Origin of the sequence: Amnibacterium sp. (genome assembly GCF_051956055.1) — a bacterium.
GTDB lineage: Bacteria > Actinomycetota > Actinomycetes > Actinomycetales > Microbacteriaceae > Amnibacterium.
Map to the genome: position 1 here is coordinate 125,889 of NZ_JBQCGC010000105.1, position 19,090 is coordinate 144,978.

The following is a 19,090-nucleotide window of genomic DNA, read 5'->3' on the forward strand; positions in this document are numbered from 1 at the left end:
CGATGTCGATCTCGCGCGTTCCCGTTCGACGTGGTGGCATGGATGCGCACACGGCGCCCCGCCACAGGAGGACACGATGGCGAAGTACATGCTGATCATGCGGAACAGCGGTTCGGTCGAGCGGTTCGAGGAGATGGACTTCGACGCCGTGATCACCGCGATGGGCAGGTTCAACGAGGCGATGATCGAGGCCGGGGTCCTGCTCGCCGGTGACGGGCTCGCGGACGCGGCGCAGGGTGCGGTCGTGGAGTTCACCGCCGAGGCGCCGATCGTGACCGACGGCCCCTACGGCGAGGCCCACGAGCTCTTCAACGGCTTCTGGACGATCCAGGCCGCCACCCTGCAGGAGGCGGTGGAGTGGGCGAAGCGCGCGCCGCTCACCGAGGGCAACAAGATCGAGGTGCGCCGGGTGACCGACGAATCCGACTTCGCCGGGCACGAGGACAACGAGTACCTCCAGAAGGAGATCCAGTGGCGGGCGGCCGCCTCGGGGTGAGCTCCGAGGTCGAGGCCGTCTGGCGCATCGAGAGCGCGCGCATCGTCGGGACGCTCGCGCGGATGACCGGCGACCTCGGCCTCGCCGAGGACCTGGCGCAGGAGGCGCTCGTCGAGGCGCTCGAGCAGTGGCCGGCGAGCGGCGTCCCCAGGAGCCCCGGCGCCTGGCTGACCGCGGTGGCGAAGCGCCGCGCCATCGACGGCTGGCGGCGGCGCGAGCGGCTGGACGCGCGGTACCGGGCGATCGCGCAGGACCTGGTCGCTGCGCCCGACGACGAGTGGGAGCCGGTCGGCGACGACGTCCTCCGGCTCGTCCTCACCGCCTGCCACCCGGCGCTCTCCCGCGAGTCGCAGGTCGCGCTGACGCTGCGGGTGGTGAGCGGCCTCACGACCGAGGAGATCGCGCGCCTGCTCCTCGCGCCGATCCCGACGGTCCAGGCGCGGATCACGCGCGCGAAGAAAGCGCTCGCCGGACTGCCGTACGAGGTGCCGGGGCCGTCCGAGTGGGGTGGCCGCCTCGCGGGCGTCCTCGGCGTCGTGTACCTCCTCTTCACCGAGGGGTACGCGGCGACGAGCGGCGACGAATGGATGCGCCCCGACCTCGCGGCGGAGGCGCTGCGACTCGGGCGGGTGCTCGCCGGCCTCCTGCCTCGTGAGGCCGCGGTGCACGCCCTGGTGGCGCTCATGGAGCTGCAGGCGTCCCGGTTCGGTGCGCGCCGCGGACGGGACGGGGAGCCGGTGCTCCTCGAGGACCAGGACCGCACGCGCTGGGACCGCGCACAGATCGAGCGCGGGCGGGCGGCGCTGCGCCGTGCGGTGGCGCGGGGGCGGGCGCGCGACGCCTCCGCGCTGCAGGCGGCTATCGCGGAGCAGCACGCGATCGCCGCGTCGGTCGCGGCGACGGACTGGCCGCGGATCGTGGAGCTCTACACGCGACTCGAGGCGCTCGGACCGAACCCGGTGGTCGCACTGAACCGCGCGGTGGCGGTCGCGATGGCGGAGGGGCCGGAGGCGGGGCTCGCGATCGCGGACGGGCTGCTGGCCGCGGGTGCGCTGCGCGGCAGCCATCTCCTCCCGAGCGTCCGCGGCGAGCTCCTCGCGCGGGCCGGCCGGACGACCGAGGCCGCCGTCGCCTTCGCCGAGGGGGCCGACCTCGCGCGCAACGCGCGCACCCGCGCGGTGCTCCTCGCGAAGGCCGCCGCCCACTGACCGCAGGAAGGCGGGCGATCGCCTCGTCCTGGGCGGGTCAGCCGCGGGCGAGGGCCAGCCCGGCGACGCCCGCCACCGCGATGAGCAGGCCGATCGCATGCCGGGCGCGCAGCCGCTCGTGCAGCACCGCGATCGCGAGCCCGACCGTGGTCACCGGGTAGAGCGCGGACAGGGCGGACACGATCGCGAGCCCCGGCAGGTGCAGCGCGATCACGAGCAGCACTGTCGCAACACCCTGCGTGACCCCGGCGGCGATCGTCAGCAGCACCTCCCTCCGGCCGGCCCGCCCGGGTCGCCGCCCCCGCCGACACCCGACGAGCACGACGGCGCCCGCGGCCACGGCCGCCGCGACTGAGTCGCTCAGCAGGGGGACGGCGCCGGAGTCGGTCGGCGTCGCGTCCATGAAGACGAAGTAGGCCGCGTACACGACGCCGGTCACGACGGTGAGGAGCACGGTCCTGGTGCTCGGCCGGAGGCCGGCGTCCGGTTCGAGCCCGATGAGCACGCCGCCGACCACGATCGCGGCGAGCGCCGCGAGCCCCCACCCGCCGATCGCCTCGCCGGTGGCGAACGCCCAGAGCGCCGGCAGCACCGCGCACATGAGGGCGACGACGGGGGAGACGAAGCCGACCGGGCCGAGCGCGAGCGCGGCGTACAGCAGGAGCACGCCGAGCCCGGCCGACGCTCCTGCGAGGGCGCCGAACACCACCGCGCGCCACGACCACGCCGAGTCGACCAGGGCGAACGCCGGGAGGATCGTGACGCCGCTCACGACGAGCGCGCCGAACGCGATCTCGGCCGCGGGGCGCGTGCGGGAGCCGACCGCGCCGAAGAAGTCGGAGACCCCGTAGAGCAACGACGAGACGAGCCCCAGGATCACGACCGCCACGGGAGGACAGTCAAGCCGATGCGCGCGGTCAGACCCGCCCGGGCGCAGCCGAGACGGCCGCGGTCACGGCGGTGATCATGCGCCGCATGTACACGTTCCAGAGCGGCCCGACGACGAGGGCCATGAGCCGGCGCCGGAACGGTCGCGGCGCGAACTCCCAGGTCCAGCGCGCGATCGAGCCGTCCCCGTCCGGCGACACGGACCACTCGCCCCGCACCCCGTGGACGAGCCGGCCGAACACGTCGGTGAACCCGATCAGCTCGTACGCGAATCCCGTGCCCGGCACGTACTCGACCATGGTCTCCGTGACGCGGCCGCCGTCCGCCAGCCAGTGCACCCGGCTCGCCCCCACGTGATCCCACGCGACGTCGTCGACCGACGTGACCGCGGGGAACATCCGCCAGCCGACGAACATGTCGGGGATCGGGTACGCCGCGATCCGGTCGAGGAGGACCGCGGGCGGCAGGGGACTCCGCGCGAACGCGGTCGCGGACGGCCCGACCTCGGGGCGCCTGATCAACATGCCGGGTGTTCGGAGCGACACGCATCGAAGCGTGCACCATCCCCTCGGATCGGGGAAGCGCCGACCCTCCGTAGGATTGCGGACCGTGTCCGACGCCCTGCTGTCCGAGGAGACGGTGTCCGCCGCGGTCGAGGCGGCGCTCGCCGCGGTCGAGGCCGCGCCCGACACCGCGGCGCTGAAGGCCGCCCGCATCGCCCACACGGGCGAGGCGTCCGCGCTCGCCCGTCTCAACGCGATGATCCGCGACCTGCCGCCCACCGAGAAGCCGGCCGCGGGCAAGCTGCTCGGGCAGGCGCGCGGCCGGGTGGCCGCCGCCGTCGCGGCGAGGGAGGCGGTGCTCGCGGAGGTGGAGCGCGCCGCGCTCCTCGAGGCCGAGCGCGTCGACGTGACCGCTGCGCCGGTGCGGCAGCGTCCCGGCGCGCGCCACCCGCTCACACTCGTCCGGGAGACCGTCGAGGACGTGTTCGTCGCGATGGGCTGGGAGATCGCGGAGGGGCCTGAGCTCGAGCACGAGTGGTTCAACTTCGACGCCCTCAACATCGACCCGGACCACCCGGCGCGGAGCCCGCAGGACACGCTCTTCGTCGAGCCGGTCGGCGCGCACCTCGTCATGCGGACGCAGACCTCCCCGGTGCAGGTGCGCTCCCTCATCGAGCGCGGGGCCCCGCTGTACGTGCTCGGTCCGGGCCGCGTCTACCGCACCGACGAGATCGACGCGACGCACCTGCCGGTCTTCAACCAGTTCGAGGGCATCGCGATCGACCGCGGGCTCACGATGGCGCACCTCCGGGGCACGCTCGAGCACCTCGCGCGCCGGATGTTCGGCGACGCCGCGCGCATCCGCCTCCGCCCCAACTTCTTCCCGTTCACGGAGCCGTCCGCCGAGATGGACGTGTGGCATCCGAGCGCCAAGGGCGGCGCGCGCTGGATCGAGTGGGGCGGCTGCGGCATGGTGCACCCGAACGTGCTGCGCGCCGCGGGGCTCGACCCGGAGGAGTTCCAGGGCTTCGCGTTCGGTCTCGGCATCGAGCGCACGCTGCAGTTCGCCGAGGGGCTCAGCGACATGCGGGACATGATCGAGGGCGACGTGCGCTTCGCCGCCCAGTGGGGGCTGGTGAGCCGATGAGAGTTCCGATCAGCTGGCTCGCCGAGTACGTCGACCTGCCCGCAGGGACCACGCCGGAGGCGCTGCACGCGGCGCTCGTGCGGGTCGGGTTCGAGGAGGAGACCGTGCACGGCGGCGAGCTCTCCGGCCCCGTCGTCGTCGGCGAGGTGCTCGAGTTCACCCCGGAGCCGCAGCGGAACGGCAAGACGATCCGCTGGTGCTCGGTGCGCGTCGCGCCCGACGGCGAGCGGGCGGCAGACGGCGGCGACGCGGTGCGCGGCGTCGTCTGCGGTGCGGGCAACTTCCTCGTCGGCGACAAGGTCGTGGTCACGCTGCCCGGCAGCGTGCTGCCCGGCCCGTTCCCGATCGCGGCGCGGAAGACCTACGGGCACGTCTCCGACGGCATGATCGCCTCGGCCCGCGAGCTGGGCCTCTCGGACGAGCACGAGGGCATCCTCCGGCTCACCGAGCTCGGGCTCGACCCGGAGGTCGGCACGGACGCGATCGCCCTGCTCGGGCTCGACGACGCGGCGGTCGAGATCAACGTCACGCCCGACCGCGGGTACGCGCTCTCCATCCGCGGCATCGCGCGCGAGTACGGGGCCTCCACCGGCGCCGCCTTCCGCGACCCGGCGCTCGCCGTGACGCCTCCCGACACGACCGAGGGCGCGGTGCCGGTCACGGTCGACGACGCGGCCCCGATCCGCGGGCGGTCCGGCTGCTCGGTGTTCGTGACCCGCGTGGTGCGCGGGATCGACCCGGCCGCCCCGACCCCGCGGTGGATGGCGAGCCGCCTGCGCCTCGCGGGGGTGCGCTCCATCTCGCTCCCCGTCGACGTCACGAACTACGTGATGCTCGAGCTCGGCCAGCCGCTGCACGGCTACGACCTCGCGACGCTGCACGGCCCGCTCGGCGTCCGCCGCGCCAAGCAGGGCGAGCCGCTCACGACGCTCGACGGCGCGCACCGCGTGCTCGACGCGGAGGATCTCGTCATCACCGACGGCGCCCGCGCGATCGGCCTGGCCGGCGTGATGGGCGGCGCCGAGACCGAGATCTCCGGCACGACGACCGACGTGGTCATCGAGGCCGCCAACTTCGACCCGGTCTCGATCGGGCGCACCGCCCGGCGGCACAAGCTGCCGTCGGAGGCGAGCCGCCGGTTCGAGCGCGGGGTGGACCCCGCCGTCGCCCGGGCCGCGGCCCAGCGCGCCGTGGACCTGCTCGTCGAGCACGCGGGCGGCGTCGCCGACCCCGGGCAGACCTGGTTCGACGTCGCCGAGCCGCCGTCCGCGGTGCTGCTGCCGGACGGCGCCGTGCTGCGCCGAACCGGCGCCGCCATCAGCGAGCCCGAGACCATCGCCGCGCTCGAGGCCCTCGGGTGCGCGGTCGAGCGCGGGGAGGAGGGCCTGCTGGTCCAGCCGCCCACCTGGCGGCGCGACCTGCTCGAGCCCGTCGACCTCGTGGAGGAGGTGGTGCGGGTCGTCGGGTACGACCGCATCCCCTCTGCGCTGCCCGTGGCGCCCGCGGGTCGGGGGCTCACCCGCGCGCAGCGCGCCCGTCGATCGATCGGCATCGTGCTCGCCGCGACCGGCGGATTCGAGGTGCAGTCGTACCCGCTCGTCGCCGTCGAGCAGCAGCAGCGCTACGCGCCGGGGCCCTCGATGCGCGTCGCGAACCCCCTCGACGCCTCCGCGCCCCTCCTGCGCCGCTCGCTCCTGCCCGGCCTGCTCGACGCCGTGCGGCGCAACCGCGCAAGGGGCCGCACCGACCTCGCGCTGTACGAGCTCGGCCTCGTCTTCCTGCCTGCCCCGCACGCCTCGTACGGCACGGCCGAGCTGCCGCCGATCGGCGCCCGTCCCGCTCCTGAGCTGCTCGAGCGGCTCGCCACCGACCTCCCGCCGCAGCCCGCCCACGTCGCGGTGGTGCTGTCCGGCGGCCGGATCCCGAAGGGCCCCGCGCAGGCCGCCGAACCGGTGGACTGGCGTGACGCGGTCGACGTGGCCGTCCGGATCGGCGCCGCCGTCGGTGCCCGGGTGCGCCTGCGGCAGGAGGCCGGCCCCGCCGGGTTCCACCCGACCAGGACCGCGGCGGTGCTGGTCGGCGCCGTCGTCGTCGGCATCGCGGGGGAGCTCCTCCCGGGGTCGGTCGAGGACGTGCCCGGGCGGATCGCGGCCGTCGAGATCGACGTCGACGCGCTGCTCGCCGCCGCGCCGGCCGGGACGGGCTTCGTACCCGTCTCGACCATGCCAGCCGCGACGCAGGACGTGTCGCTCGTCGTCGGCGCGGCCGTGCCCGCCGGCGACGTCGCGGACGCGTTCGTCGCGGGCGCAGGGGCGCTGCTCGAAGCGATCGACCTCGTCGACGACTACCGGGGCGCCGGGCTCCCCGACGGGGCGAAGTCGCTCACGTTCGCGCTCCGGTTCCGAGCGCCGGACCGCACGCTGACCGCCGCCGAGGCGACCGCCGCGAAGGAGGCCGGTGTCGCGGTCGCCGCCGAGCGGCTCGGCGCCCACCTCCGGGAGTAGGAGGCCTCAGCCGGCGGGGGGCGCCGGGGCGGCCGTGCGCTCCAGCAGCTGCGCCGACGCGCGGAAGCCGGCTGCCTCGTACAGGGCGACGGCCTCCGTGCTGGACCGCACGGTGACCCTCGGGATGCCGCGGCGGTCCGCCTCCGCGCACACGGCCTCGATCAGCGCTCGGCCGATCCCGTGCCCGCGCTTGCCCGGCACGACGTAGATGCTCTGCAGATCGCCGGTCCTGCGCTTGCGCTCCTCGAAGTCGGGGACCCGCTCGAAGACGACGAGCCACGCCATCCCGATCAGGGTGTCGCCCATGACGGCGACCCGGCAGATCATGCGGTCGCCCATGCGGTCCATCCACGCCGCCAGCTGGTCGGCGTACGCCCACTCGGCGGCCTTGTCCGGCTCCGGGTCGAGCCCCGCCCAGCGGACCTTCAGCAGGGCCAGCGCGCGCAGCTCGTCCAGCCGAGGGGCGCGGACCTCGTACGGCTTCATCCCCCCACTCTGCCGCGATGCGCGAGAATGGGGGCCATGAACCACGGAAGGGAGGTCGTCGGCGGTCGTCCCGCCGACGGCAGAGCGTCGTCCGGCTCCTGACCGCACGCTCACCCACTCCATCCGAAACGGTTCATCATGCTCGCCCTCCACGAGGGCACCGTCCGCGCGGCGTTCGTGAACGCCACGCGGAAAGAGGTGTCCGACCTGACCCTGCCCGCCGACTTCGCCGACCTCGACTGGGATCGGCTCGACCTGCTCGGCTGGCGCGACCCGAAGCTCGCCAAGCGCGCCTACGTCGTCGTCCCGGCCCCCGACGGCCCGATCGGCGTGGTCCTCAGACGGGCGGAGGCGTCGCCGCTCGCCCGGGCCCAGTGCTCCTGGTGCCAGGACGTGCGCCTGCCGAACGACGTCGTGCTGTACACCGCGAAGCGCGCGGGCGCCGCCGGACGGAAGGGCGACACCGTCGGCGTGCTCGTCTGCGAGTCCTTCCAGTGCTCCGCGAACGTCCGCAAGCCGCCGCCCGTCGCCTACCTCGGGTTCGACGTCGAGGCGGCTCGGCAGGAGCGCATCCACACCCTCCGGGAGCGGTCCGCGGGCTTCGCGGCGGCCGTGCGGGGCTGAGCGCGTCCCGGCCGGGGTCCCGCGGGAGGGCCCCGGCCGCGGCTCGCTAGGCTCTGGGCGTGAGCATCCGGGTCGCCGTCGCGGGGGCGAGCGGGTACGCGGGCGGGGAGCTGCTGCGGCTCCTCGCCGGTCACCCCGATCTCGAGGTGGTCACGGTCACCGGCCACTCGAGCGTGGGCCGCACGGTCCGCGAGGTGCAGCCGCACCTGCTGAGCTGCGGCGACCTCGTCTTCCAGGACACGACGCCGGAGGTGCTCGCGGGGCACGACGTCGTGTTCCTCGCGCTGCCCCACGGGCAGTCGGGCGCGCTCGCCGCGGCCCTGCCGGACGACGTCCTCGTCGTCGACGCCGGCGCCGACCACCGGCTCACGAGCGAGGACGACTGGCACGCCTTCTACCCGGGTCCGTGGCACGGCGCGTGGACGTACGGCGTACCCGAGCTGCCGACCGCCGCAGGTCGTCTCCGGGCGGACCTCGCCACGACGAGGCGGATCGCCGCACCCGGCTGCAACGCCTCCGCCGTGAGCCTCGCGCTCGCTCCCGCGGTCGCCGCCGGGCTCGTCGAACCGCGCGACCTCGTCGCGGTGCTCGCCGTCGGCCCCTCCGGCGCGGGCCGATCGACCAGGGCCGACCTGTCCGCGAGCGAGCTGCTCGGCTCGGCGCACGCCTACGCGGTCGGTGGCACCCACCGGCACACCCCCGAGATCCTGCAGAACCTCGCACTGACGACCGGGGTCCGGGGCACGATCTCGTTCACCCCGGTGCTCGTGCCGATGGCGCGGGGCATCCTCGCGACCTGCACGGCGCGGTTGGCTCCCGGCGCGGACGAGGACCGCATCCGCGCCGCATACGCGGACGCCTACGGCGGCGAGCGGTTCGTGCGGGTGCTGCCGGCCGGGGCGTTCCCGGCCGTCGAGCACACGATCGGCGCGAACACGCTCCTGATCGGCATCGCCGTCGACGCCGCCGCCGAGCGCCTCGTCGTCGTCGCCGCGCTCGACAACCTCGTGAAGGGCACCGCGGGAGCGGCGATCCAGTCGGCGAACATCGCCCTCGGCCTGCCGGAGGGGGCGGGCCTCCCCATCGACGGAACGGCACCATGAGCGTCACCGCAGCAGCAGGATTCGAAGCCGCCGGCGTGGAGGCCGGACTGCGATCGGGGGAGGGCCCGGACCTCGCGCTCGTCGTCAACCGCGGGCCGGCGGCCGCGGCGGCCGCCGTGTTCACGAGCAACCGGTGCACCGCGAACCCGATCATGTGGAGCAAGGAGGTGATCAAGGACGGCGTGGTGTCCGCGATCGTCCTCAACTCCGGCGGCGCCAACTGCTACACGGGCATGCTCGGGTTCCAGGTCGTGCACGAGACCGCGGAGGCCGCGGGCCGCGCCCTCGACCTCTCGCCGGGCGACGTGCTCGTGTGCTCGACGGGCCTGATCGGCGAGCAGCTCGACGCCTCCAAGGTCGTCGCGGGCGTCCACCGTGCGGTCGCCGTGCTCGCCCCCGACGGCGGCGCGGACGCCGCACGGGCGATCATGACGACGGACACGCGCGCGAAGCAGGCCGTGCGCCGCGGCGCCGGCTGGACGATCGGCGGGATGGCGAAGGGCGCCGGCATGCTCGCGCCGGGGCTCGCGACGATGCTCGTCGTGCTCACCACGGACGCGGACCTCGAGTCCGCCGACCTCGACGCCGCGCTCCGGTCGGCGACGAGGGTGACGTTCGACCGGCTCGACTCCGACGGGTGCATGTCCACGAACGACCAGGTCACGCTGCTCGCCTCCGGCGCCTCCGGGGTGCAGGCCGACCTCGACGAGTTCACGGCGCTCCTCACCGAGGTGTGCCTGGACCTCGCGCTGCAGCTGCAGTCGGACGCGGAGGGCGCGGCCCACGACATCGCGATCGAGGTGCGGCACGCCGCGGACGAGGACGAGGCCGTCGAGGTGGCCAGGGCGGTCGCGCGCAGCAACCTGTTCAAGGCGGCCGTGTTCGGCAACGATCCGAACTGGGGGCGGGTGCTGGCGGCCGTCGGCACGACCTCGGCGCGGTTCGACCCGTTCGGCATCGACGTCGCGATGAACGGGGTGCAGGTGTGCCGGGCCGGTCAGCCGGACCAGCCTCGCGCGCTCGTCGACCTCACCGACCGGGCCGTGCACGTGCTCATCGACCTCCACGCGGGTGACGCGACGGCGACGGTCTGGACGAACGACCTCACCCACGACTACGTCCACGAGAACTCGGCCTACTCGTCGTGATGCTCCCGTCCGGCCAACGGGGCGGAGGCGCATCGTGAGCGCTCTGCCCGTCCAGACGACGACGCCGGAGGAGGCGGCCGCCAAGGCCACCGTGCTCATCGAGTCGCTGCCGTGGATCACGCGCTTCGCGGGCCGCGTCGTCGTCATCAAGTTCGGCGGCAACGCCATGGTCGACGACGCGCTCACCGCGGCGTTCGCCGAGGACGTGGTCTACCTCCGCACGGTCGGTGTGCGCCCCGTCGTCGTGCACGGCGGCGGTCCGCAGATCTCCGCGATGCTCGGCAGGCTCGGCATCCCGAGCGAGTTCCGCGGCGGTTACCGCGTGACCACGCCCGAGGTGATGGACGTCGTCCGCATGGTGCTGACCGGCGTCGTGAGCCGGGACCTCGTCGGCGCGATCAACCTGCACGGGCCGATGGCGACGGCGATCTCCGGGGAGGACGGCGGCCTGTTCGGCGGTCGCCGGCGCACCGCGGTCGTCGACGGGGCCGAGGTGGACCTCGGTCAGGTCGGCGACGTCGTCGAGGTCGACCCGACCGCGGTCCTCGCGCAGCTCGACGCGGGCGGCATCCCCGTCGTCTCCACGATCGCCCCGGACCTCGACCGCCCAGGCGAGTCCCTCAACGTGAACGCCGACAGCGCGGCTGCGGCGCTCGCGCTCGCGCTCGGCGCCGAGAAGCTCTTGGTGCTCACCGACGTCCCCGGCCTGTACGCCGACTGGCCGAACCGCGACTCCCTCGTCTCGAGCCTGACCGCGACCGAGCTGACGGCGATGCTGCCGTCGCTCGAGTCGGGCATGATCCCCAAGATGACCGCGTGCCTGGAGGCGGTCGTCGGCGGAGTGCCGAAGGCGGCCGTGATCGACGGCCGAGTCCCGCACTCCGTGCTGCTCGAGGTGTTCACGGGCAGCGGCATCGGCACGGAGGTGGTCCCCGGATGACGACGGCGACGACGACGGACTGGCGCGAGCGGCACGCGCACGACCTCATGGCGAGCTACGCGCCGCCCCTCCGCCAGCTCGTCCGCGGCGACGGCTGCTGGGTGTGGGACGACGAGGGCACCCGCTACCTCGACTTCCTCGGCGGCATCGCCGTGAACTCCCTCGGCCACGCGCACCCGGTGGTGGTCGAGGCGGTGAGCACCCAGGTCGCGAAGCTGGTGCACATCTCGAACTACTTCGCGAGCCCGTCCCAGCTCGAGCTCGCTGAGCGGCTGAAGCGGATCACCGGCGCGGGGGAGGACGGCCGCGTCTACTACGGCAACTCCGGCGCGGAGGCGAACGAGGCCGCGTTCAAGCTCGCGAGGCGCACCGGCCGGCCGCGGATCCTGGCGCTGCGGAACGCCTTCCACGGCCGCACCATGGGCGCGCTGGCCCTGACCGGCAAGCCGGCGCTGCAGGAGCCGTTCCTCCCGCTGCCCGCAGGCGTCGAGCACATCGACAGCACCGTCGAGGCGCTCGAGGCCGCGATCCGCGACGACGTCGCGGCGCTCATCGTGGAGCCCATCAAGGGCGAGACGGGCGTCGTACCGCTGCCCGACGGCTACCTGACCGCGGCGAGGCGGATCACCGAGCGCCACGGCGCCCTCCTGATCGTGGACGAGATCCAGACCGGCATCGGCCGCACCGGCGCCTGGTTCGCGTACCAGCACGAGGGCGTCCTGCCGGACGCCGTGACGATCGCCAAGGGCATCGCGGGCGGCGTCCCGCTCGGCGCCCTCGTCACGTTCGGTGCGGCCAGCGGACTGCTGCAGCGCGGTGACCACGGGAGCACCTTCGGCGGCAACCCGCTCGCCACCGCCGCGGCGAACGCCGTGCTCGGCGAGATCGAGCGGGCCGACCTGATCGGCAACGCCGCGCGCCGGGGCGAGCAGCTCCGCGCCGGGATCGAGGCGATGCGCTCCTCCGCCGTCACCGAGGTGCGCGGTCGCGGGCTGCTCATCGGCGTGGGCACGGTGGAGGGTGCGGCCCCGGCGATCGCCGGAGCGGCGCTCGAAGCCGGGCTCATCGTCAACGCGGTCAACCCGACATCGGTGCGGATCGCGCCGCCGCTCATCGTCGGCGACGAGGAGCTCGCGGCCTTCGAGGAGCGCTTCCGGGCGGCACTCGCCGTGATCTGACCCGGTCATCCTCTCCCCACGGTTTCGGGGGCAAGATGGGGGCGTGAGCGGCGTCGATCGGGCGAGGCGGTGGACCCGCAGAGGCTCGCTCCTCGCCGCGGCGGGCGTGGTGACCGGGCTCACCACCGCCGGGGCGGCCGCCGTGCTCCCCGGAGGCGATCAGCGCCCCGGCACGCGGCGGATCCACCTCATCGGCGACTCGTGGGCCGCGGGACTGTACGCGGACCCGGCGAACGCGCTCGGTCAGGTCGCGGCGAGCGCGCTCGGGTGGCCGATCACGGTCGACGCGGTCTCCGGGACCGGCTACCTGAACGACGCCGGCGCCCGCACCTACGTGCAGCGCGCGGCCGGGCCGACCGGCACCGACCGGATCGTCGTGGTGCAGGGCGGCAGCAACGACGACGACCAGGACCTCGCCGCCCTGCCCGCGGCGGTGCGGACGACGATCTCCGTGCTCGGCCGGCGGTTCCCGGACGCCAGCATCCTGCTGCTCGGCCCCGGCCCGGACCCCGCACCCGTGACCGAGCGGCAGCGCGACATCGACGCCGCCATCGGCGGGGCGGCGGAGGCCGCGGGCGTGGAGTACATCTCCATGCTCGACGAGAACTGGATCCCGCCCTCGCGGGTCGACGCGGTCATCGATCCCACCACCCACCACCCGACGCGGTCAGGGCAGCAGTACCTGGGCCTCCGGCTCGCGGCGGCCCTCCGGCTCCGGTTCGTCGCCGACCTCGACGACTGAGCGCCGATTCGGCCGATCCGCGCCGTCCCCAATAGCGTTGACCGGTGACCCGCCACTTCCTCCGCGACGACGACCTGAGCCCGCTCGAGCAGACCGAGATCCTCGACCTCGCGGCCGAGGTGAAGGCGGACCGATGGGGGAGGCGCCCGCTCGAGGGCCCGCAGACCGTGGCGGTCGTGTTCGACAAGTCCTCGACGCGCACCAGGGTGAGCTTCGCCGTCGGCATCGCCGACCTCGGCGGCAGCCCGCTCATCATCTCGACCGCGAACAGCCAGCTCGGCGGCAAGGAGACGCCCGCCGACACGGCGAGGGTGCTCGAGCGGATGGTCTCCGCGATCGTCTGGCGCACCTATGCGCAGGCGGGCCTCGAGGAGATGGCGGCCGGCACCACCGTGCCCGTCGTGAACGCGCTCTCGGACGACTTCCACCCGTGCCAGCTGCTGGCGGACCTGCTCACGATCCGCGAGCACAAGGGGCGCCTCGCCGGGCTCACCGTCGCGTTCGTCGGCGACGGCTCGGACAACATGGTGCACAGCTACCTGCTGGCGGGCGCCACGGCGGGGATGCACGTGCGCATCGCCTTCCCCGAGGCGTACCCGCCGGTGGCGGCCGTCGTCGACGACGCCCGCCGGATCGCTGCGGGTACCGGCGGCTCGGTGACGCTCACGCACGACCCCGTCGAGGCGGTCGCGGGCGCCGACGTCGTGGTCACCGACACCTGGGTGTCGATGGGGCGGGAGGACGAGAAGGCCGTCCGGGTCGAGGCGCTCTCGCCGTACCAGGTGACGCCCGCGCTCATGGCCGAGGCCGCCGCCGATGCGCTCTTCCTGCACTGCCTGCCCGCCGACCGCGGGTTCGAGGTGGCGCCCGAGGTCATCGACGGGCCGCAGAGCGTGATCTGGGACGAGGCGGAGAACCGCCTGCACGCCCAGAAGGCCCTCCTGATCTGGCTCCTCGAGCGCGCCTGATCGACCACTCGATAGGGTTCTACGCACCATGAGCGGCGACCATCAGGGCACCAACACCGGCTCCCTCTGGGGTGGTCGCTTCGCCTCCGGGCCGTCCGACGCCCTGCGGGCGCTGTCCCGATCGACGCACTTCGACTGGGCGCTCGCCCGCTACGACGTGCAGGGCTCCAAGGCGCACGCGGAGGCGCTCGCGGCGGGCGGGTACCTCACGGCGGATGACTTCGAGGGCCTGATCGCGGCGCTCGACCGCGTCGACGCCCGCGTGGCGGACGGCTCGCTGGTCCCCGGGGCGGAGGACGAGGACGTGCACGCGGTGCTCGAGCAGGCGCTCCTCGAGGAGGCGGGTGCGGAGCTCGGCGGCCGCCTGCGAGCCGGTCGCAGCCGCAACGACCAGATCGCGACGCTCATCCGGCTGTACCTCCGCGACCACGTGCGCGCGATCGGGCTGCACCTCGTCGACCTGATCGACGCGCTGGCCGCGCAGGCGGACGACACCTTCGGCGCGATCCTCCCGGGCCGCACCCACCTCCAGCACGCCCAGCCGGTGCTGCTCGCCCACCACCTGCTCGCCCACGCGTGGCCGCTCGTGCGCGACCTCGAGCGGCTCGGCGACTGGGCACGGCGCGCGGACCAGTCCCCGTACGGATCGGGGGCGCTCGCCGGCTCGAGCCTCGGCCTCGACGACGAGCTCGTCGCGCACCGGCTCGGCTTCTCCCGCACGGTCGAGAACTCGATGGACGGCACCGCGGCCCGCGACGTGGGCGCGGAGTTCGCGTTCGTCGCCGCCATGATCGGCGTCGACCTCTCCCGCCTCGCGGAGGACGTGATCCTCTGGTCGACCCGCGACGTGGGCTTCGCGCGCCTCCACGACTCCTGGTCCACGGGGTCGTCGATCATGCCGCAGAAGAAGAACCCCGACATCGCCGAGCTGGCGCGCGGCAAGGCGGGCAGGCTCGTCGGCGATCTGACCGGCCTCCTCACCACCTTGAAGGGCCTGCCGCTCGCGTACAACCGCGACCTGCAGGAGGACAAGGAGCCGGTCTTCGACCAGGTGATCACGCTCGAGACGCTCCTGCCCGCGATGACGGGCCTCATCGCGACCCTCCGGTTCGACGTCGACCGGATGGCGGCCTCCGCGCCGGAGGGCTTCTCGCTCGCCACCGATGTGGCCGAGTGGCTCGTGCAGCAGCGCGTGCCGTTCCGGGACGCGCACGAGATCTCCGGGGCGCTCGTGGCGGCGGCGGAGGCGAAGGGCGTCGGGCTCGACGGGCTGGACGACGAGGAGCTGCGCCGGGTGTCCCCGGCCCTGACCCCGGAGGTGCGCTCGGTGCTGACGGTCGAGGGCTCGGTCGCGAGCCGCACAGGCGTGAGCGGCACCGCGCCGGACCGCGTCAGGAGGCAGCTCGCCGCGCTCACCGAACGGGTGCGCGAGGCGGAGGCGAGGCTCCCGTGAGCCGGCGGCCGAACGGTGGCCCCGCTGGGCGGCCGTCCCCCCACCGCGAAGGGCGGTACGGCGAAGGGCGGGCGGGCCGCTGGTCGAGCCCGTGGGTCATCCGAGGGGTGATCGCGGTGGCGGTGGTGATCCTCGCCGTCGCGCTCGTGTACGCGGGGCTGCACGGCTTCCTGTTCGCCCTCCCCTCGCACTGACCGTGGACCTGCGGCAGGCGCTCGAGGCGCCCGCGCTCGAGGTCGCGCCCATGCTCCTCGGGGCCGTGCTCGCGCACCGGAGCTCGGACGGCACCGTCGCGGTGCGCCTCACGGAGGTGGAGGCGTACGAGGGGGAGGGGCAGGACCCGGGTTCGCACGCCCACCGCGGCCGCACGCGCCGCAACGCCACGATGTTCGGCCGACCCGGACTGCTCTACACGTACTTCACGTACGGCATGCACACCTGCGCGAACCTGGTCTGCCTGCCGGAGGGCCGGGCTGCGGCCGTGCTCCTGCGCGCCGGGGAGGTCGTGGCCGGAGCGGAGCTCGCCTCCTTCAGGCGGGGCGGGGTCCCCGCGACGCGGCTCGCGCGCGGTCCCGCGAACCTCGCCTCGGCGCTCGGAATCACGCTCGCGGACGACGGTGCGGACGTGCTCGCCGGGGAGGCCTTCTCGATCGACCCGGATCCCGAGGACGCGGCGCGGATCGTGGCCGGCCCACGCGTCGGCGTGTCGGGGGAGGGCGGATCGGATGCCTACCCGTGGCGGTTCCGCATCGCGGGGGAGCCGACCGTGTCCGCGTACCGCCCTGCGGTGGCGCGCGTCAGGAGCGCGTGAGCAGGACGAGCCCCGCCGCGGCGGCCGCCCAGATCCAGCTGCCGAGCGTGCCGACGATGAAGCGCTCGCGGACGGGCCCGTTGTCCAGCTCCGTGAAGCGGCCGACGCCCTTGATCGCGATGATGACGGCCAGCGCCTCCGGCACGCCCGCCACGATCGCGCCCGCGACGGCGAGCCGTTCGAGGAGGCCGATGACCTCACCGCCCCGCAGCACCTCGCGCTCGCCGACCACGATCCCGCCGTGGACCCCCTCCTGCTCGTCGAAGGCCGTCCGGTCGAGCAGCAGCCGCACGACCGGGCTGCCGCCGGCGACCGCGACGACCAGGGCTGCGAGGGTGGTCACCGCGGTGACCAGCGCCGGCGCGGCCTCCGGGAGGATCGCCGCGACGAGCAGCGTCACCGCGAGCAGCACCACCGCGACCAGCGTGGCGATCCGCGCCCTGGTCCGCCACGCCACGATCGACACGACCGCCGCGGCGACCGGGCAGATCACGTAGAGGAACCAGCCGAGCGCGTACAGGAACGACCCGAGGGAACTCACCCGGGCGATCGTAGGGTCATCCGGGGACGTCGAGCTCGGCGAGCACCTGCTCGAGCGCCGGCACCGCGTCCCGCTCGAGGCGCACCGCCGCGGCGCGGACCCGGAGGCTGATCGCCTGCGGCGTCACGCCCAGCCGTTCCGCGATCGCGGCCTGGGAGAGGCCCTCCTCGACGAGGTCGGCGACCTCCCACCCCTCCGGTGTGCGGCGGGACCGCACCTCGAGGAGCAGACCGATCAGGGCACCGTCTCCCCGCGCCGCGCGGGTGTCGGCGGCGGCGACGGCCAGCCGGTTCGGCGACCGCTTCGCGGACTCCACCGCCGCCCTCGCCGACACGAAGGCGTCGCCGCGGCCCGCCCCCGTGCTCGACGGCAGGGGGACGACCACCGCGCCGACGCCGATGCCGATGCTCCAGAGCCCGGTGCGGTGGAGGCGCAGGGCGGCGTCGAGCGCCGGTGCGGCCGTGGCGTACAGGAGCTGGAACTCGTCGCCGGCCGTGCGATCGGGTCCCAGCACGGCGCCCCGCTCGCGCCAGTCGTCGCGCGCAGCCAGGATCGGGGCGACCGCGTCCTCGTCGCTCCGCCGGCTGTCGACCTGGTCCACGGTCAAGACGAACATTCGTCAAGCCTACGTGCTTGTTTCATGGAACACAAGCCCCTGGGCTTGATGAGCGGATACGGCGCCGGACCCGCTGCTAGCGTCGATGCGTGCCCTCGCCCGCGCTCGCCCGCCAGCACAACGACCCGAGTTTCCCGTCGCTGTGGGAGGAGCTGCGCTGGCGCGGCCTCGTGCACGTCTCCACCGATGAGGAGGCGCTCGCCGCCGTGCTCGCCGGGGGTCCGATCACGGCCTACTGCGGGTTCGATCCCTCGGCGCCGAGCCTCCACCTCGGCAACCTGCTCCAGATCCTCGTGCTGCGACGACTGCAGCTCGCCGGCCACCGCCCACTCGGTCTGGTCGGCGGGTCCACGGGCCTGATCGGCGACCCGCGACCCACCGCGGAGCGGGTCCTGCAGTCGCGCGAGCAGATCGCCAGGCAGGTGGTCGCGATCGCCGAGCAGGTCGCGCGCTTCCTCGACTTCGAGGGCGATGCGCCCGCCGAGATCGTGAACAACCTCGACTGGACCGACGGGCTGTCCGCGATCGACTTCCTGCGGGACATCGGCCAGCACTTCCGCGTGGGCACGATGATCAAGAAGGACGCGGTGTCCGCACGGCTCAACTCCGAGGCCGGGATCAACTACACCGAGTTCAGCTACCAGATCCTCCAGGCCTACGACTTCCTCCAACTGTACCGCAGCAGGGGCTGCGTGCTCCAGACGGGCGGCAGCGACCAGTGGGGCAACCTCACGAGCGGCATCGACCTGATCCACCGGGCGGAGGGAGCGTCCGTCCACGCGATCGGCACGCCGCTCATCACGAACAGCGACGGGACGAAGTTCGGCAAGAGCGAGGGCAACGCGATCTGGCTCGACCCGGAGCTGACGAGCCCGTACGCGTTCTTCCAGTTCTGGCTGAACACGAGCGACGAGGACGTGATCGACCGGCTGAAGGCCTACTCGTTCCTGACCAGAGCCGAGCTGGACGCACTCGATGCGGCACGCCGAGAACGGCCGGGCGCCAGGGAGGCGCAGCGGCGGCTCGCCTGGGAGGTCACGGCCATGGTGCACGGCGACCTGGCCGCCGACGCGGCCCGCGACGCGTCCGCGGCGCTGTTCGGATCGGGCGACCTCGCCGCGATCGACCCGGCGACCCTCGCCGCCGCGCTCGCCGAGCTCCCCGGTGCTGCCGGCGTCGCCGGTGACCGGATCGACGTGCTCCTCGTCGCGACCGGCCTCGCGAGATCGAACGGGGAGGCGCGCCGCGCGATCGCCCAGGGCGGGGTCTCCGTCAACAACCGGAGGGTGGCCGGCGAGGACGAGGTCCTGGGGGAGGACGACCTCCTGCACGGCCGGTTCGCGGTGCTCCGTCGCGGGAAGCGGACCCTGGCCGCGGTGACGGCGTCGTGAACGCGGACGGGGCCGGAGGGCGCGACACGCCCCGCGGTCTCCCGCGATTTGCCAACCGGTGACGCGTCCCGTAATGTCTCTTCCTGTCAGCGCGACGCCGCGGATGAGCCAAGAGGCCTGAGCCTCGGTTCTCCGCCCACTGCGCGGCACCGGTCGAAGACCATCTCCTGCGAACGCAGTTCGCTGGAGAGGGACGCGACCGATCGAGGCGCCTCGTGCTGCTGGGTGTGAGCCTGGTGGGTGATGTGCGGCCGATCCTTGAGAACTCAACAGCGTGCACAATTGTCAATGCCAATAAACCTCGTCCAGTTTCGGCTGGTTGAGATTCCTTTGGATTGAATTG

At 74.1% G+C, this 19,090-nt stretch carries 20 protein-coding genes; 15 read left to right on the plus strand and 5 right to left on the minus strand.

Annotated elements, in window-relative coordinates:
• Nucleotides 1-76: 76 nt before the first annotated feature.
• Entirely contained in the window at nt 77-496 is a 420-nt protein-coding gene (locus ACTHLI_RS15205) for a YciI family protein (protein ID WP_440185456.1), read from the plus strand.
• Complete coding sequence (locus tag ACTHLI_RS15210) at nt 472-1,704, plus strand: RNA polymerase sigma factor (protein ID WP_440185458.1); 1,233 nt, start codon at nt 472-474, stop codon at nt 1,702-1,704. The genes ACTHLI_RS15205 and ACTHLI_RS15210 overlap by 25 nt, the downstream gene beginning before the upstream one ends.
• 37 nt (nt 1,705-1,741) lie before the next feature.
• Here ACTHLI_RS15210 and ACTHLI_RS15215 read toward each other — a convergent pair whose 3' ends face one another.
• Nucleotides 1,742-2,593: an EamA family transporter gene (locus tag ACTHLI_RS15215; RefSeq protein WP_440185460.1), complete on the minus strand. Its 852-nt coding sequence runs from the start codon at nt 2,591-2,593 to the stop codon at nt 1,742-1,744.
• Nucleotides 2,594-2,621: 28 nt separating this feature from the next.
• The gene (locus ACTHLI_RS15220) at nt 2,622-3,116 is read right to left on the minus strand and encodes an SRPBCC family protein (protein ID WP_440185462.1); all 495 of its coding nucleotides are present in this window, start codon (nt 3,114-3,116) and stop codon (nt 2,622-2,624) included.
• Between the two features lie 85 nt (nt 3,117-3,201).
• On the opposite strand from ACTHLI_RS15220, the gene pheS reads away from it, so the two are divergent.
• A complete protein-coding gene (gene pheS / locus ACTHLI_RS15225; protein WP_440185464.1) occupies nt 3,202-4,242 on the plus strand; it encodes a phenylalanine--tRNA ligase subunit alpha in 1,041 nt (346 codons plus the stop codon).
• Nucleotides 4,239-6,746: a phenylalanine--tRNA ligase subunit beta gene (pheT, locus tag ACTHLI_RS15230; RefSeq protein ID WP_440185466.1), complete on the plus strand. Its 2,508-nt coding sequence runs from the start codon at nt 4,239-4,241 to the stop codon at nt 6,744-6,746. Before pheS ends, pheT begins: the two co-directional genes overlap by 4 nt.
• Nucleotides 6,747-6,752: 6 nt before the next feature.
• Here pheT and ACTHLI_RS15235 read toward each other — a convergent pair whose 3' ends face one another.
• Nucleotides 6,753-7,232: an N-acetyltransferase family protein gene (locus tag ACTHLI_RS15235; protein WP_440185468.1), complete on the minus strand. Its 480-nt coding sequence runs from the start codon at nt 7,230-7,232 to the stop codon at nt 6,753-6,755.
• Nucleotides 7,233-7,370: 138 nt separating this feature from the next.
• Here ACTHLI_RS15235 and ACTHLI_RS15240 point away from each other — a divergent pair, with 138 nt between their 5' ends.
• Genes ACTHLI_RS15240 through ACTHLI_RS15285 form a run of 10 tightly spaced genes read left to right on the plus strand, consistent with a single transcriptional unit; the run spans nt 7,371 to nt 16,199 of the window.
• Nucleotides 7,371-7,856: an FBP domain-containing protein gene (locus ACTHLI_RS15240; protein ID WP_440185470.1), complete on the plus strand. Its 486-nt coding sequence runs from the start codon at nt 7,371-7,373 to the stop codon at nt 7,854-7,856.
• 59 nt (nt 7,857-7,915) lie between these two features.
• A complete protein-coding gene (argC, locus tag ACTHLI_RS15245; RefSeq protein WP_440185472.1) occupies nt 7,916-8,959 on the plus strand; it encodes an N-acetyl-gamma-glutamyl-phosphate reductase in 1,044 nt (347 codons plus the stop codon).
• Complete coding sequence (argJ, locus tag ACTHLI_RS15250; RefSeq protein WP_440185474.1) at nt 8,956-10,107, plus strand: bifunctional glutamate N-acetyltransferase/amino-acid acetyltransferase ArgJ; 1,152 nt, start codon at nt 8,956-8,958, stop codon at nt 10,105-10,107. The genes argC and argJ overlap by 4 nt, the downstream gene beginning before the upstream one ends.
• A 31-nt stretch (nt 10,108-10,138) precedes the next feature.
• Nucleotides 10,139-11,047: an acetylglutamate kinase gene (gene argB / locus ACTHLI_RS15255; RefSeq protein ID WP_440185506.1), complete on the plus strand. Its 909-nt coding sequence runs from the start codon at nt 10,139-10,141 to the stop codon at nt 11,045-11,047.
• On the plus strand, nt 11,044-12,225 hold the full coding sequence (locus ACTHLI_RS15260; protein WP_440185476.1) for an acetylornithine transaminase: 1,182 nt from the start codon (nt 11,044-11,046) through the stop codon (nt 12,223-12,225). Before argB ends, ACTHLI_RS15260 begins: the two co-directional genes overlap by 4 nt.
• A gap of 43 nt (nt 12,226-12,268) precedes the next feature.
• Complete coding sequence (locus ACTHLI_RS15265; protein ID WP_440185478.1) at nt 12,269-12,967, plus strand: GDSL-type esterase/lipase family protein; 699 nt, start codon at nt 12,269-12,271, stop codon at nt 12,965-12,967.
• A gap of 44 nt (nt 12,968-13,011) precedes the next feature.
• Nucleotides 13,012-13,935, plus strand: a complete 924-nt coding sequence (gene argF, locus ACTHLI_RS15270; protein WP_440185480.1) for an ornithine carbamoyltransferase — start codon at nt 13,012-13,014, stop codon at nt 13,933-13,935.
• A gap of 28 nt (nt 13,936-13,963) precedes the next feature.
• Nucleotides 13,964-15,388, plus strand: a complete 1,425-nt coding sequence (argH, locus tag ACTHLI_RS15275) for an argininosuccinate lyase (protein WP_440185482.1) — start codon at nt 13,964-13,966, stop codon at nt 15,386-15,388.
• Nucleotides 15,385-15,582, plus strand: coding sequence for a hypothetical protein (locus tag ACTHLI_RS15280; RefSeq protein ID WP_440185484.1), 198 nt, complete (start codon nt 15,385-15,387; stop codon nt 15,580-15,582). Before argH ends, ACTHLI_RS15280 begins: the two co-directional genes overlap by 4 nt.
• A gap of 2 nt (nt 15,583-15,584) precedes the next feature.
• Nucleotides 15,585-16,199: a DNA-3-methyladenine glycosylase gene (locus ACTHLI_RS15285; protein ID WP_440185486.1), complete on the plus strand. Its 615-nt coding sequence runs from the start codon at nt 15,585-15,587 to the stop codon at nt 16,197-16,199.
• Here ACTHLI_RS15285 and ACTHLI_RS15290 read toward each other — a convergent pair.
• On the minus strand, nt 16,186-16,740 hold the full coding sequence (locus ACTHLI_RS15290; RefSeq protein ID WP_440185488.1) for a hypothetical protein: 555 nt from the start codon (nt 16,738-16,740) through the stop codon (nt 16,186-16,188). The genes ACTHLI_RS15285 and ACTHLI_RS15290 overlap by 14 nt on opposite strands.
• Before the next feature lie 16 nt (nt 16,741-16,756).
• Nucleotides 16,757-17,356: a DNA-binding protein gene (locus ACTHLI_RS15295; protein WP_440185490.1), complete on the minus strand. Its 600-nt coding sequence runs from the start codon at nt 17,354-17,356 to the stop codon at nt 16,757-16,759.
• A gap of 89 nt (nt 17,357-17,445) precedes the next feature.
• Between ACTHLI_RS15295 and tyrS the strand changes: the two genes are divergently transcribed.
• Nucleotides 17,446-18,747 (plus strand): tyrosine--tRNA ligase, encoded by a 1,302-nt coding sequence (gene tyrS / locus ACTHLI_RS15300; protein ID WP_440185492.1) that lies wholly within the window; start codon nt 17,446-17,448, stop codon nt 18,745-18,747.
• Nucleotides 18,748-19,090 lie beyond the last annotated feature (343 nt).